Raw genomic sequence first — 14175 nt, forward strand, 5'->3', positions numbered from 1 at the left:
CCTCCGCGGGATGCGCAGTTCTGCTTATGCCCACGGCATCCGCGACAATCGAGGCGCCGCTGCGCGCAGAGTGAACGAGGGCACCGATCTGTTCTGCGGCCATCGGCCGGCCGAAGTAAAAGCCCTGGACTTCCTCGCATCCCTGCGCTCTCAACAGGTCGGCTTGCTCGATCGTTTCGACCCCTTCGGCATTTGATTTCATGCCGAGGGCGCGACCGAGGCTGATGACTGCGTTGATGATACTGTCGGCATCCTTGTCACGGCCGATATCGGCGATGAAGGACCGGTCGATCTTGATCTTGTCGAAGGGAAAACGCCGGAGATAGCTCAAGCTGGAATAACCTGTTCCAAAATCATCCATGGCAATCTTCACGCCCAATTCCTTCAGTGCGGTCAGGATGGCGATGGTTGCGTCGGTATCTTGCAGCAGAACACCCTCGGTGATTTCCAACTCCAAACGCCCGGCATCCATGCCGCTCTCTTCGAGTGCATGCTGGACCACCGCCACCAGATTGCCGCGGCGAAACTGCACCGGCGAGACATTGACCGCGACTTTCAACGACGGCCAAGCCTGGGCCTGGCGGCAGGCCGTATGAATGACCCAGTCGCCGATCGGCAGGATCAACCCCGTCTCTTCGGCAAGGGGAATGAAACGATCCGGCGCAATCCATCCCTGCTCCGGATGATTCCAGCGGATCAGGGCCTCGACGCCGATGAGCGCGCTTGTCGCCAGGTCGATCTGAGGCTGGAAGTGCAACTGCAACTGGTCGTTTGCCAACGCCCGGCGCAGGTCGATTTCCATCATCTTTCGCTCCAGTAAGCGACGATTCATGTCCTCCTCGAAGAATTGGTAGTTTCCGCGCCCGCCGCTCTTGGCGCGATAAAGCGCCATATCGGCCTGCTGAAGCAGATGCGATGGATCGGCTTGTCCGCCGGGCTCACAAATCGTGATGCCGATGCTTGCGCCGATCATCACCTCTTGCCCTGAAAGGTCGAACGGCTCTGCGAGAATGGCGACAAGTCTTTGCGCCAGCCGTGCGGCGCCTGCGGGTTGGACAATGCGCTTCTGAATGATGGCGAACTCATCCCCACCCAGGCGAGACAACACGTCGTTCTGGCGTAGGGCCGCGCTCATTCGCTCACTGGCCTGTTGCAGCAACTGGTCGCCTGCGGCGTGACCCAACAGGTCGTTGACTTCCTTGAAGTGATCGAGGTCGAGAAAAAGCACGGCGGCAGGCGTTCCGTCACGCTCGACATCGGCCATCGTGTGGGCCATCCACTCTTGAAAAACGGCGCGATTGGGCAAGTTGGTGAGGGCGTCGTGGCTTGCCAGAAACGAGGCTCGTTCGATCACTTTCCGTAACACGCACAGTGGTACCGCGCGCAAGGCGATGAAAATGCCCGCGCCGAAAAGGCCGGACAGCAGGAACACCATGAAGCTCTGGATCAGCTGCGGCCGCAGCGAGCGCTCGAACTCTACACGCCCGACGATCACTCCGGCATCGTAAAGCGCGTGGCTATCGCGAATGATGGGTCCCAGAAGGGGCGCGTCTGTTGCGCGTTCGGCGACGAGATCGCCATTCTTGGCGAAAACCCGTTGAATGTCTGTGGTGGTGTCGTGCTCGGTGCTGACGAGCAACTCCTCGATGCGCAGTGTTTCGAACTGCCACATTCTCGGGTTGTTGCCGATCAGTTGCGAAATCAGCTTCGCGTTGATTTCAGTGGTGGATTCAATATATCCGTTATTGTATTCATAAACATAATAAAAGTGCAGGGCGGGCAAAACCAATGCGACGATCATGGCCGCCGCCGCCGCCACTGCCGTGGTAAACGCTAAGGCAGAATCGTCTATCTCTTTCGATCGATTGAGCACGTTTACACCACCAGGTTTCTATTATTCGGCCATCGGGCTATGGCCCGTATTGGCAAGGATGTTTTGACCTTCTGCTGAGTTCACGAAGGCGACGAACGCCATCGCTGGCGTGGTGGTGTCAGACTTGGTCACGAGATGCAGATCCTTGACGAAGTCGTAATCAGCTTGCGCGGCGAGGACGGCCGTCGGCATGACGCCGTCCAGCGACAGAACCTTGAGCCGCCGGCCTTCTGTCGCAATCTGGCCGATCGCAATGAGGCCGATTGCGCCCGGCAACCGCTCCAGCGCCTCGGCATTGTCCTGATCGTTCGTGGCCGAGACCAACCCAGGACGACCGAAGGCGACGTCGACGGCGCGTTCCATGCCGGGCGAAAGCTGGCGCAGCAACTGGATGTCGGTCTCCGAAGCTGGGCGCAGCACAAGGCGTATGATCGTTCCGTCCGGCCACCGCGTCGTTTCGCCCGCATAAATAGCCGCGAGTTCACCGGGGGTGATTTCTGCGATGGGCGCGTCAGGTGATGTCACGACGGCGAGGGGCGTGCGGGCATAAAGACGGCTTGTCGCGCCGGCCGTGCGTTCCTCGTCCTTGAGGGCGCGGGAACTGACCGCAATATCCACGGCGCCCGCAAGCAATGCCTTGATGCCACCGCTGCTACCCAGGCTGGGCAGTACCTCGATCTGAGTGGCGGGGTGTTCCTTCATGAAGGACGCGCCGAGAAGCCGCATCCCGCCAAGTGCCCCGCCCGTCCCGCCGATCCGGACAGTCTCGGCTTGTGCCAGCGCAATGCCGGCCAGTGTCGTGGCGGCAATAATAGTTGAGAGTGAAACTATTGGAAATATATTCAGTCTCATGTAACAATTACCTTGTCCGCATGACTTTCCGGTACGGTGCCAAAATCTACGCAGAGAAAGTTTACGATTTGGTCGATTGCTTTTGCCGTGGCAATAAGTCGCTTATGTTAACAATAAGCGGCCACGGGCCTGAGTTCGGCCGACGCGCGTGATGGCGACATGCCCACCCGCCCGATGCGCCGACACAAGGCAGGCCGTCAGGGAAGCTTGGGTTCTCGACAGCGGCACTCACCAGGCCGGAGGGATGGCCAAACTATTTGTGCGTCCGTTCACCCGCCCCACCGTAGTCGCCGCAGCGCTTCGCCCGCAGCCATGCCGGTGGCGATGGCAAGGTTGAGCGAGCGGCCGCCGCCGTCCATCGGGATGGTCACCGCGGCGTCGGCGAGCGCATGGACCGTGTCCGGAACCCCGGCGCTTTCGCGGCCGAACAACAGGATGTCGCCGGGTGCAAAGGCGAAGTCGGTATAGCGGAGCGACGCCTTGGTGGTGAACAGGACGAGCCGCCGCTCGGCCGCCCTGCGCGCCGCCTCGAAGGCGGACAAGTCCACATGGCGGACGAGGCGGGACATGGCGAGGTAATCCATGCCCGCCCGCTTCAGCGCCCGGTCGGAGAGGTCGAATCCCGCCGGCTCGATGATCTCGACGGCAAGGCCAAGACAGGCGCCGAGCCGCAGGATCGTGCCGGTGTTGCCGGCGATGTCGGGCTGGTAAAGGGCGAGGGACACCGGTCCGGGCCCCATCGGGACGGCCATCTTGCCCGGCTCGTGGTCGTCGCGATCCTGCGTCATCGGTAGCCTTGCCTGACATCATGGGGGCGGCAAGCCGCGTCCGACGTCGCCGAAGCCGTGAATCCGCCTCGGTTCGTCCTATATCGAAGGTACCGCCTCGCCACAGCCGGTTGCCGTCCGAAAAAGCTCGGTCCTGCCTGTTTCGTCGAATGGGCGTCCGATCCGATGGGAAGTTTTGATGTTTTCGTTGTTCGAGCGGATGGTCGAGCCGTTTCCCGACCAGGAGCTTGAGACCCCGCCGGGCGGCGGGCTGTTCCGCTTCGTCTGGTTCTATGCCAAGCCGGCCTGGCCGTTGCTCGCCGCGATGGCGGCGCTCACCGCGCTGATCTCGATCGTCGAGGTCTCGCTGTTCGCGTTTCTCGGCCAGATCGTCGACTGGTTCTCCGGCATCTCGCGCGAGACGTTCATCGCTGAGCGGGGATGGGCCCTGGCCCTGATGGGCTTCGTCGTGCTGGCGGTGCTGCCGGGGCTGGTGTTCCTGTCGGGCCTCGTCACCTTCCAGGCGCTCGCCGGCAATTTTCCGATGCGGTTTCGCTGGATGGTGCATCGCTGGCTGCTCGGCCATTCGATGAGCTTCTTCAGCGACGAATTCGCCGGGCGGATCTCGACCAAGCTGATGCAGACCGCGCTGGCGGTGCGCGAGACGGTGATGAAGGCGCTCGATGTCCTGCTTTATGTCGCGGTGTATTTCACCGGCGTCGTGGTGCTGGTGGCGGCGGCCGACTGGCGGCTGGCACTGCCCTTTCTCGGCTGGCTGGCACTCTACGCGCTGATGTTGTGGTATTTCATCCCGCGCCTCGGCGCCGTCGCCGAGCGGCAGGCCGGCGCCCGCGCCGAGATGACCGGGCGGGTAGTGGATGCCTACAGCAACATCGCGACGGTGAAGCTGTTCGCCCATACGCGGCGGGAGGCCGACTATGCCCGCGACTCCATGCGCGGCTTCCTGACGACGGTGCATGGCCAGATGCGGTTGGTGAATCTGTTCCAGCTGTCGCTTTACCTCCTGAACTCGATGCTGCTGACCGGTGTCGGTGCCCTTGGCATTTCGCTTTGGCTGTCCGAACTGGTCACGGTCGGGGCGCTCGCGGCGGCGATCGGCCTGGTGCTTCGCATCAACGGCATGTCGCAATGGATCATGTGGGAAGTGGCGGCGCTGTTCGAGAATATCGGCACCATCCGCGACGGGATGGCGACGTTTTCGACGCCGCGGACGATCGCCGATCGACCGGAAGCGCCGAAGCTTGTGGTGCCGACGGGCGAGATCGTCTTCGACCGGGTGTCCTTCGATTACGGCAAGGGTGGTGGCGTCTTGCGCGATTTCGACCTCAATGTGCGGCCGGGCGAAAAGATCGGCCTGGTCGGGCGCTCCGGCGCCGGCAAGTCGACGATCCTCAACCTCCTCCTGCGCTTCCACGACGTCGAGGCGGGGCGCATCCTGATCGACGGGCAGGATATTTCCGGCGTCACGCAGGCTTCGCTGAGAGAACAGATCGGCATGGTAACGCAGGACACCGCGCTGCTGCACCGCTCCATCCGTGACAACATCCTCTACGGGCGCCCTGAGGCGAGCGAGGCCGAACTGACGCGCGCCGTCGAACGGGCGGAGGTCGCCGGCTTTATCGAGGAGTTGCGCGACGCCGAGGGGCGGCAGGGCCTCGACGCCGAGGTCGGCGAGCGCGGCGTCAAGCTGTCGGGCGGCCAGCGTCAGCGCATCGCGATCGCCCGGGTCATGCTGAAGGACGCGCCGATCCTCCTTCTCGACGAGGCCACCTCGGCGCTCGATTCGGAAGTGGAGGCGGCGATCGCCGCCAATCTCTACCGGCTGATGGCGGGCAAGACGGTCATCGCCGTCGCCCACCGGCTGTCGACCATCGCCGCGCTCGACCGGCTGGTTGTCCTCGATCGCGGCCGCATCGTCGAAGAGGGCACCCACGCCGAACTGGTGGGCCGGGACGGGCTCTATGCCCAGCTCTGGGCGCGGCAGGCCGGCGGCTTCCTCTATTGCGATCCGCCCGAGGACGGGACGGGCGAGGAATCGGATCTCAGGGCGGCGGAATGATGGACCGGTTCCTCAAGCGCTTCGAGACGCTGCTCGATCCGTTCGACGACGAGGGCGCCGGTGGCGGGGGCTCGGCGCCCGACCGGATCGGCCAGCTCCAGCCGCTGCCGGATGAGACCAACCGCTTCATCTGGCACTTCGCCAAGCAGGCGAAATGGCCGCTGCTGGGCCTGCTGGCCACCGGCGGCCTGACCGGCGGCATCGAGGCGGTGTTGTATACCGGCGTCGGCTGGCTGATCGACGCGCTGGCGCGGTCGTCGCCGGCGACGCTGTTCGGGGAGCATTTCTGGCTGATCGCGGGCCTCGCCTTGCTGACGCTGGTCGGCCGGGCGGCGATCCTGCTTCTGTCGTCGGTCCTCGAGGAACAGGTGATCTCGCCGAGCTTCTACAACCGCATCCGCTGGCAGAGCTACCGCCGGCTGATGGAGCAGCCCTACACATTTTTCCAGAACGACTTCGCCGGCCGGCTGGCGCAGAAAGTTCAGCAGGTGGGCGCGGCGACCGGCGACCTGATTACCACGATCCTGCAGACCTTCTGGTCCTTCGTCACCTTCATCGTACTGACCGTGACCATTCTCGGCGTGCTCGACTGGCGCATGGCGGTTGTGCTCGGCGCCTGGGCGCTCGGCTATGTCTGGATCGTTCGCAACCTCTTGCCGAAAATCCGCAAATACGGCCGGGCGTCTGCCGACGCGCGCTCGATCGTCTCGGGCCGGGTCGTCGACAGCTTCACCAACATCCTGTCGGTCAAGCTGTTCGACTCGGCGCGCAGTGAGGATTCCTTCGTCAAGGCGGGATTCTCGAATTTGGTCGACGCGACCCGGCGGATGACGCGGGCGCTGACCGAGGTGCGCACCGCCGTCGCCGTCCTCAACGGCGTCATGATGACCGGCGTCGGCGCGGTGGCGATCCTTGGCTGGCAGGCCGGCGGCATCACCACCGGCGGCGTCGCCACCGCCCTCGGCCTGGTGCTGCGGCTCAACCAGATGTCCGGCTGGATGATGTTCAACATCAACGGTCTGGTCCGCAATTACGGCACTATCCAGGACGCCGTCGCGACCGTCGGACAGCTGCCGACGTTGGTTGACGAGCCCGATGCCGAACCGCTGAACGCCGAGCGCGGAGCCATCCGCTACGAGAATGTCAGCTTCCACTATGGCAAGGGCGGCGGCGTCGTCGAGGATCTGTCGCTGGCGATCCGGCCGGGCGAGAAGATCGGGCTGGTCGGCCGCTCGGGCGCCGGCAAGACGACGCTGGTCAATCTGCTCCTGCGCCTCTACGACCTCGAGGGCGGACGCATCCTGATCGACGGCCAGGATATTTCCGGCGTGACGCAAGCCTCGCTGCGCGGCGCCATCGGCGTCGTCACGCAGGACACCTCGCTCTTGCACCGCTCGATCCGCGACAACATCGCCTATGGAAGGCCGGGTGCCGACGAGGGCGACATATTGTCGGCGGCCGAACGGGCCAACGCCGAGGATTTCATCCCCACCCTGCGCGACCCGAAGGGCCGCACCGGCTACGACGCCCATGTCGGCGAGCGCGGCATCAAGCTGTCGGGCGGCCAGCGCCAGCGCATCGCGATCGCCCGTGTGCTTTTGAAGGACGCGCCGATCCTGGTGCTGGACGAGGCGACTTCGGCGCTGGATTCAGAGGTCGAGGCGGCCATCCAGGAGAATCTGACGAAGATGATGGAGGGCAAGACCGTCATCGCCATCGCCCACCGTCTTTCGACCATCGCCGCGATGGACCGGCTGATCGTGCTCGACGAAGGCCGGATCGTCGAGGAGGGCAGTCATGCGGAGCTGGTGGCGCGGGACGGACTCTATGCCAGCCTCTGGGCCAGGCAGTCGGGCGGGTTCCTGTACGGGCGGCAGGAGGAGGAGGCGGCAGAGTAGGTGCGATCTACGATCGTACGTGGCATGCTCATTGGACAGCCGTCCATTGCCCGCACAACGCTCCTTGAAGGGCACAAGGCGCCCGGCCGGGTGCGTTCCGCGTCAGCGCGACAAGCGTTTCCGACTCACTTGCGCATACGTCGTCATGCCGCAGTCTTTCATCTGGACAATCGCTCGTTTCCCCGCCTAAAACCCGCGCGAAATCTCGATCTTTTTGGGGAGTGCGGCGAAAATGCGTCGCCTCTCCCCTTGCCGCGCGGGTTTAAATCCGCAAGAAGCGGTGCAATCCGCGCGAGACCAGTCAAGGAGTGGCAGCCGCCGTGAGCGTCAACGAACACGCCGACCCGAACCGTCGGGACTTTCTCTACATCGCCACCGGCGCGATTGGCGCGGTCGGCGCCGCCGCCTTCCTCTGGCCGTTCATCGACCAGATGAATCCGGACGCCGCGACGTTGGCGCTGTCCGAGATCGAGGTTGACGTCAGCCAGGTCGCCGAGGGTCAGTCGATTACCGCCAAGTGGCGCGGCAAGCCCGTCGCCGTTCGGCAACGCACGGCCAAGGAAATCGAGGAAGCCAAGGCCACGGGTCTCTCCGACCTCAAAGACCCTGTGGCACGCAATGCCAACCTCGCGGGCGACGCCCCGGCGACCGACGTGAATCGGGCTGCGCCCGGCAAGGAAGCCTGGCTCGTGATGGTGCAGGTCTGCACTCATCTCGGTTGCATCCCGCTGGGCGAATCGGGCGTGTATGGCGGCTGGTTCTGCCCGTGCCACGGCTCCGCCTACGACACGGCCGGTCGCATCCGTTCGGGCCCGGCGCCGGAGAACATGGCGATCCCGCCCTTCGAATTCACGTCCGACACGACCGTTCGCATCGGCTGACAGGGAGAAAGTTCGAATATGAGTGGTCATTCTTCCTACGTGCCGACGAGCGGCTTCATGCGCTGGCTGGACGCACGGTTGCCGCTGCCGCGTCTCATGTATGACTCCTTCGTCGCCTATCCGGTGCCGCGCAACCTGAATTACGCCTACACTTTCGGCGGCATTCTCTCGATCTTCCTGGTGCTGCAGATCCTGACCGGCGTCGTGCTCGCCATGCACTATGCCGCGTCCTCGGCGATCGCCTTCGAATCGGTCGAGAAGATCATGCGTGACGTCAACTGGGGCTGGCTGCTGCGCTACATGCACGCCACCGGCGCATCGTTCTTCTTCATCGCCGTCTACATCCACATCTTCCGGGGGCTGTATTACGGCTCCTACAAGCAGCCGCGCGAGGTCCTGTGGATTCTCGGCGTGATCATCTTCCTGTTGATGATGGCGACGGCCTTCATGGGCTACGTGCTGCCCTGGGGTCAGATGTCGTTCTGGGGCGCCACCGTCATCACCGGCTTCTTCACGGCATTTCCCCTGATCGGCGAGCCGATCCAGCAGCTGCTGCTCGGCGGTTTCGCGGTCGACAACGCCACCCTGAACCGCTTCTTCTCGCTGCACTATCTCTTGCCGTTCATGATCGCCGGTGTGGTGATCCTGCACGTTTGGGCGTTGCATGTGGTCGGTCAGACCAACCCGACCGGCGTCGAGGTCAAGTCGTCGAAGGACACGGTGCCGTTCACGCCGCACGCGACGATCAAGGACGGCTTCGCCATGATCGTCTTCCTGGCGATCTTTGCCTATTTCGTCTTCTACCTGCCGAACTTCCTCGGTCATCCCGACAACTACATCGAGGCCAACCCGCTCAAGACGCCGGCGCATATCGTGCCCGAATGGTATTTCCTGCCGTTCTACGCGATGCTGCGCGCCATCACCTTCGACATTGGACCGATCGATTCCAAGCTCGGCGGCGTCCTGGTTATGTTCGGCTCGATTCTGGTGCTGTTCTTCGTGCCCTGGCTCGATACCTCTCGGGTGAAATCGACGGCGTTCCGGCCGCTCTACAAGATCTTCTTCTGGATCCTCGTCGCCGACTGCATCTTCCTCGGCTGGCTCGGCGCCAAGCCCGCGGAAGGCATTTATCCGATCCTCGCGCTGTTCGGCACGATCTACTATTTCGCGCACTTCCTGATCGTACTGCCGGTTCTTGGCCTCATCGAGACGCCCAAGAAGCTGCCCAACTCGATCAGCGAGGCGGTGCTCGGACCCAATCGCGGCGTCGGCACGGGCACGGGCGGTGGAGCCGCCCCCGCATCGACGGCCTCGGCGCCGGAAATCAGAGGCTGAGCTGAGGCTTCGGAGAAAGACATGCCAATGACCAGACTACTGTCAGCCCTTCTCGCCGCTGGCGTCGTCTTCGCGCCGATTTCGGTCGCGGTTGCCCAGGACGCGCCGACGCCGGCCGAGACCACCGAGACGCAGCCTGCCGCGGCAGCGGCTGCGGAACAGCCGTCCGCGGAAACCGAAGCGGCCGCTGCCGGAGAAGAGCACGCCGAGGCCGAGACTCCGCATTATCCGATCAAGAAGCCCGAGGAGCTGTCCTGGAGCTTCGCAGGCCCGTTCGGCCAATGGGACATCGGACAGCTTCAGCGTGGCCTCAAGGTCTACAAGGAAGTCTGCTCCGCCTGCCATTCGCTTAACCTCGTCGCGATGCGTAATATCGAGGCACTCGGCTACAGCGAGGAGCAGGTGAAGGCCTTCGCGGCCGAATATCAGGTCACCGACGGACCGAACGGCGACGGCGAGATGTTCGAGCGGCCTGGCATTCCCGCCGACCGTTTCCCAGCGCCGTTCCCCAACCCCGCGGCGGCGGCCGCGGCGAACAATGGCGCGCCGCCGCCGGACTTCTCGCTGATCGCCAAGGCGCGCGCTGCCGAACGCGGCTTCCCGACCTTCGTCTTCGACATATTCACCCAGTATGCCGAGTCAGGACCCGATTACATCCACGCGCTTCTGACAGGCTACGAGGAAGCACCTGCGGGCGTGGAGTTGCAGCCGGGCACATACTATAATCCGTATTATCTTTATGGCCCGGCGCTGGCGATGGCACAGCCGATCTCCGACGATCAGGTCGACTATCCCGATGGCGCGCCGCAGACCACCGATCAGTATGCCAGAGACGTGGCGGCGTTCCTGATGTGGGCTGCCGAACCGCATCTCGCCGAGCGCAAGGCGACCGGCCTGATCGTCATGCTGTTCCTCATCGTGTTCGCGGCGCTGATGTTCCTGATCAAACGGCGGGTCTGGGCGGGGAGACCGCACTGACCGCAGTAACTGTCGGGGTCGAAAACAATGGAAAAGGGGGCTTTTAGCTCCCTTTTTTCTTGGCCAAGACGTGCCATGTGGGCCGAGAGTCGAATGGGCGGCCGACGTGTCGAACAAACGCGGATGGAGGAACCAGCAATGTATATCGCCATGAACCGCTTCAAGGTGTTGCCAGGCGCGGAGTCCGAGTTCGAGACGCTCTGGCTGAACCGTGAGTCGAAGCTGCGTGAGGTGCCCGGCTTCGTCAAGTTCCATATGCTGCGGGGGCCGGGGCGGGAGGGCCATACGCTCTACGCCTCACACACTATTTGGGAGAGCCCGGCCACCTTCCAGGCTTGGACAAAATCCGAGGCGTTCCGCGCCGCCCATGGAAGCGCCGGCAGCACCCGGCCGCTCTATGAAGGTCATCCGGAATTCGAGGGCTTCGAGGTCATCCAGACCATCGGCGCGGCGGATTGAACCTCCCATTATGATTTTTGTTCTTCTGAGAGGTCGGTAACCACATGAACGATTTCGCTGCCGCCATCCGTACCATTGCCGACTATCCTAAACCGGGTATCCAGTTTCGCGACATCACGACGCTGCTGGCCGATCCGGCGACCTTTCGCGCCGCCGTCGACACGCTGGTCGATCCCTACAAGAACGCGGGCGTAGACCACGTCGCCGGGATTGAGGCGCGCGGCTTCATCCTTGGCGGGGCGCTTGCCCATCAGTTGTCGGCCGGCTTCGTGCCGATCCGCAAGAAGGGCAAGCTGCCGCACGAAACCATTCGCGTCGCCTATAGTCTGGAATACGGGGTCGACGAGATGGAAATGCACCGCGACGCGGTCAGCCCCGGTCAGCGCGTGCTCCTCACTGACGACCTGATCGCAACCGGAGGTACGGCTGAGGGCGCAGTCAAACTCTTGCGCGAGATCGGCGCCGAGATTGTCGCCGCCTGCTTTGTCATCGATCTGCCGGATCTTGGGGGGCGCAAGAAGCTCGAGGCATTGCACGTGGACGTTCGAACACTTGTGGCGTTCTCCGGCCACTGAAGCGCGGTTCATGAGCTTGCGGAACCGGCCGTGGGGGGAGTAATCAGCCGCCGATAGGAAGGCCTGCGGTCAGATGACCTCGCTGCGAGGGGTCGGCGGTAGAGCGCCTGAATTCGTTCAGGAGGTAGCCGCCCACATCGGTTTCGGCCATCGGCCGACTGAAGTAGTAGCCCTGTAACTGGCTGCAGTTCAGGCCGCTGAGAATGGCGAGCTGCGCATCGTCCTCAACGCCCTCGGCGGTTACGCAGAGGTCGAGGACACGGCCGAGGATCATGATCGTTTCGAGAATGCCGCGGGCTACGGGGTCGTCCTTGATCGCGCTGACGAAAGATCGGTCGATCTTCAGCTTGTCGAAGGGGAAGCGACGCAGATAGGACAGACTGGAATAGCCTGTGCCGAAATCGTCGAGGGCGATTTTGACGCCGATGTTTCGCAGTTCGTGGAGGATCTCGACGACTTGTTGCGCATCGTCGATCAGGACGCTTTCGGTGATTTCCAGTTCCAGCCGATCGGCGCGCAGGCCGGTTCGCGCCAGCGCGTCCTGCACCACCCCGATGATTCCGCCGTCCTTGAACTGGTGGGCCGAGACATTGACCGCGACCGAAAGTTCCTCCGGCCAGGATGCCGCGGCCCCGCAGGCCTGATGGATGACCCACGCGCCGATCTCCGTGATGGCGCCGATTTCCTCCGCCAGCGGGATGAACCGGTCCGGGGCGACCCGTCCGTGCTCGGGATGCTGCCACCGCAGCAGCGCCTCGAAACTGACTGTCCTGCGTGTGCCGTTGTCGACGAGCGGCTGATACTGAAGGAACAGTTCCCCATTGCCGATGGCGTCGCGAAGATCCTGTTCCAGGCGGTGGCGTTCGATGCGCTGGCGGGCCATCGCGAGGGTAAAGAATCGATAGGTTCGCTTACCCTCCTCCTTGGCGTGATAAAGGGCGAGATCGGCGCTCTTGAGAAGATGTTCGGTGGTCGTGCCGTCCTTGCCGGGAAAGGCGATGCCGACGGACGATCCGACGCTCGCCGTTTCGCATCCGAGATCGAACGGCTTGGCGAAGCTCTCCAAGATCGCCATCGCCAACCGGGCGGCCGTGTACTCATCTCGGGCACTTCGGGCGATGATGGCATATTCGTCGCCGCCGATGCGCGACACCGTGTCCTCGGGTCCGACCACATCCTTCAACCGGACGCCGACCGCTTTCAACAGCCGGTCGCCCATCGTATGGCCACGGGTGTCGTTGATGGCTTTGAAGTTGTCGAGATCCAGATAGAAGATGCTGCAGACCGGTCCGTCGCAACCGCTCTCGCGGAAAGTCGCCTCGATCTGCTCCGCGAAGTGGGCCCGATTGGCCAAGCCGGTCAGGCTGTCGTGATGAGCCAGATAGTAGATGCGGGTTTCGGCGTCGCGAGCGGCGGTGATATCCGACGCCACGCCGCGAAAGCCGATAAACTCGCCGCTACAATCGAAGATCGGTTTGCCCGAAATGGACATCCACCGCGAGGCTTGCTGCGCGTCGACTTCAACGAGCTGGTCGCGAAACGGTGTCCGGGCCGCTAGATGGTCTAAAATCGGGGTGAGACCTTGGATCATTCCGCTGGGGCAGGAAAGAATGGATTGCAGCGTCGTGTTGCCGTCGAGCCGAATTTCGTCAGCGGCCTGACAGCGGAACTGCGAGAACCGTTCGATGCCGCGGGTGAGTGCCCCGCCGGCATCGGTTTCCCATAGCCAGTCGCTGGTTCCTTCTTCGAAGTCGCGCAGCAAGAGTTCGATAATGGCCGACTGCTCGGCAAGTTTCTCCTGATCCTCAAAATTTCCCCTGATCAGTCGCCCGCGGGCGAATCCGCTCTGGATGACGATGAAGGAGAAAGCACCGAGCAGGACCGTAAAAAGAAAATCATGCGGGTTGCCGGAAAGAAACAGGGCCGTAGCGCCCCCGGTGATGACGGGGAGCATGTAGTTGAGCATGGCCGCAGGGAGCGCGCAGAGGGCGAAGGCGCTACCGGAAATCAGCCCCACGACGATCGTGGCGGCGATCGCCTTCCCATCGCTGTCGGCCGCCGGATAGATGACGAGGATGCTGGCCGACCACCAGGATCCGAGCAGCAACGCCGAAACCTTGGCGCGTTCCACGGCGCGCCGCGATGCGGTTTGGAGGTATCCCGACTTCACGATGCGGTTCCGCGATTGGGCGGCGGCGAAGACGAAATAGAGAAGCGGGACGCACCAGAATAAAAATGCCGGGGCGAGACCGGCTTTGTAGGCGACAGGAAATATGACAGTTGCGCTGACCACGTTGCCAAGCATCATGATCTGCGTGAATTTCAAAATGTTGTTGATCTGGACGCCGCGAAAGCGGCGCGAAAACTCTGTTTCGACAGAAACGGATCGCGGGTTCGTTCTGTTAAAAGTAATTGTAAGCATTACGAAGTGCCGCGAGCCCCTGATTGTCCAAAGGGCATCCAATACCAAACGCACT

Annotated in this window: 11 protein-coding genes; 7 read left to right on the forward strand and 4 right to left on the reverse strand. The window is 63.0% G+C overall.

The window, feature by feature from the left end; genetic code table 11:
- The 3 genes from ING15_RS07290 to ING15_RS07300 form a co-directional block, all read right to left on the reverse strand.
- A partial coding sequence (locus tag ING15_RS07290; RefSeq protein WP_206454140.1) for a putative bifunctional diguanylate cyclase/phosphodiesterase occupies positions 1-1873 on the reverse strand: 1873 nt, incomplete at its 3' end.
- A 21-nt stretch (positions 1874-1894) separates the two neighbouring features.
- Complete coding sequence (locus tag ING15_RS07295; RefSeq protein ID WP_206454141.1) at positions 1895-2725, reverse strand: substrate-binding domain-containing protein; 831 nt, start codon at positions 2723-2725, stop codon at positions 1895-1897.
- 269 nt (positions 2726-2994) lie between these two features.
- Positions 2995-3465: a tRNA (cytidine(34)-2'-O)-methyltransferase gene (locus tag ING15_RS07300; protein ID WP_206454370.1), complete on the reverse strand. Its 471-nt coding sequence runs from the start codon at positions 3463-3465 to the stop codon at positions 2995-2997.
- A 226-nt stretch (positions 3466-3691) separates the two neighbouring features.
- Here ING15_RS07300 and ING15_RS07305 point away from each other — a divergent pair, with 226 nt between their 5' ends.
- The 7 genes from ING15_RS07305 to ING15_RS07335 all read left to right on the forward strand — a co-directional run bounded on the left by ING15_RS07305 (position 3692) and on the right by ING15_RS07335 (position 11698).
- The gene (locus ING15_RS07305) at positions 3692-5572 is read left to right on the forward strand and encodes an ABC transporter ATP-binding protein (RefSeq protein ID WP_206454142.1); all 1881 of its coding nucleotides are present in this window, start codon (positions 3692-3694) and stop codon (positions 5570-5572) included.
- Positions 5569-7470, forward strand: coding sequence for an ABC transporter ATP-binding protein (locus tag ING15_RS07310; protein WP_206454143.1), 1902 nt, complete (start codon positions 5569-5571; stop codon positions 7468-7470). Before ING15_RS07305 ends, ING15_RS07310 begins: the two co-directional genes overlap by 4 nt.
- A 320-nt stretch (positions 7471-7790) precedes the next feature.
- Positions 7791-8351 (forward strand): ubiquinol-cytochrome c reductase iron-sulfur subunit, encoded by a 561-nt coding sequence (gene petA, locus ING15_RS07315; RefSeq protein ID WP_206454144.1) that lies wholly within the window; start codon positions 7791-7793, stop codon positions 8349-8351.
- 18 nt (positions 8352-8369) lie between these two features.
- Positions 8370-9686 (forward strand): cytochrome b, encoded by a 1317-nt coding sequence (locus ING15_RS07320; protein ID WP_206454145.1) that lies wholly within the window; start codon positions 8370-8372, stop codon positions 9684-9686.
- 27 nt (positions 9687-9713) lie between these two features.
- A complete protein-coding gene (locus tag ING15_RS07325) occupies positions 9714-10664 on the forward strand; it encodes a cytochrome c1 (RefSeq protein WP_206454146.1) in 951 nt (316 codons plus the stop codon).
- Positions 10665-10802: 138 nt separating this feature from the next.
- Positions 10803-11123, forward strand: a complete 321-nt coding sequence (locus ING15_RS07330) for an antibiotic biosynthesis monooxygenase family protein (RefSeq protein WP_206454147.1) — start codon at positions 10803-10805, stop codon at positions 11121-11123.
- 44 nt (positions 11124-11167) lie between these two features.
- Positions 11168-11698 carry an adenine phosphoribosyltransferase gene (locus tag ING15_RS07335; RefSeq protein WP_206454148.1) on the forward strand — a complete coding sequence of 177 codons (531 nt, stop codon included), beginning with the start codon at positions 11168-11170 and terminating at the stop codon, positions 11696-11698.
- Between the two features lie 43 nt (positions 11699-11741).
- Here the strand turns inward: ING15_RS07335 and ING15_RS07340 are convergent, their stop codons facing one another.
- A complete protein-coding gene (locus tag ING15_RS07340) occupies positions 11742-13868 on the reverse strand; it encodes a putative bifunctional diguanylate cyclase/phosphodiesterase (RefSeq protein WP_206454149.1) in 2127 nt (708 codons plus the stop codon).
- Between the last annotated feature and the right edge of the window lie 307 nt (positions 13869-14175).

The sequence above is a fragment of the Aurantimonas marina genome, from assembly GCF_017183135.1.
Taxonomy (GTDB): Bacteria; Pseudomonadota; Alphaproteobacteria; order Rhizobiales; family Rhizobiaceae; genus Aurantimonas; species Aurantimonas marina.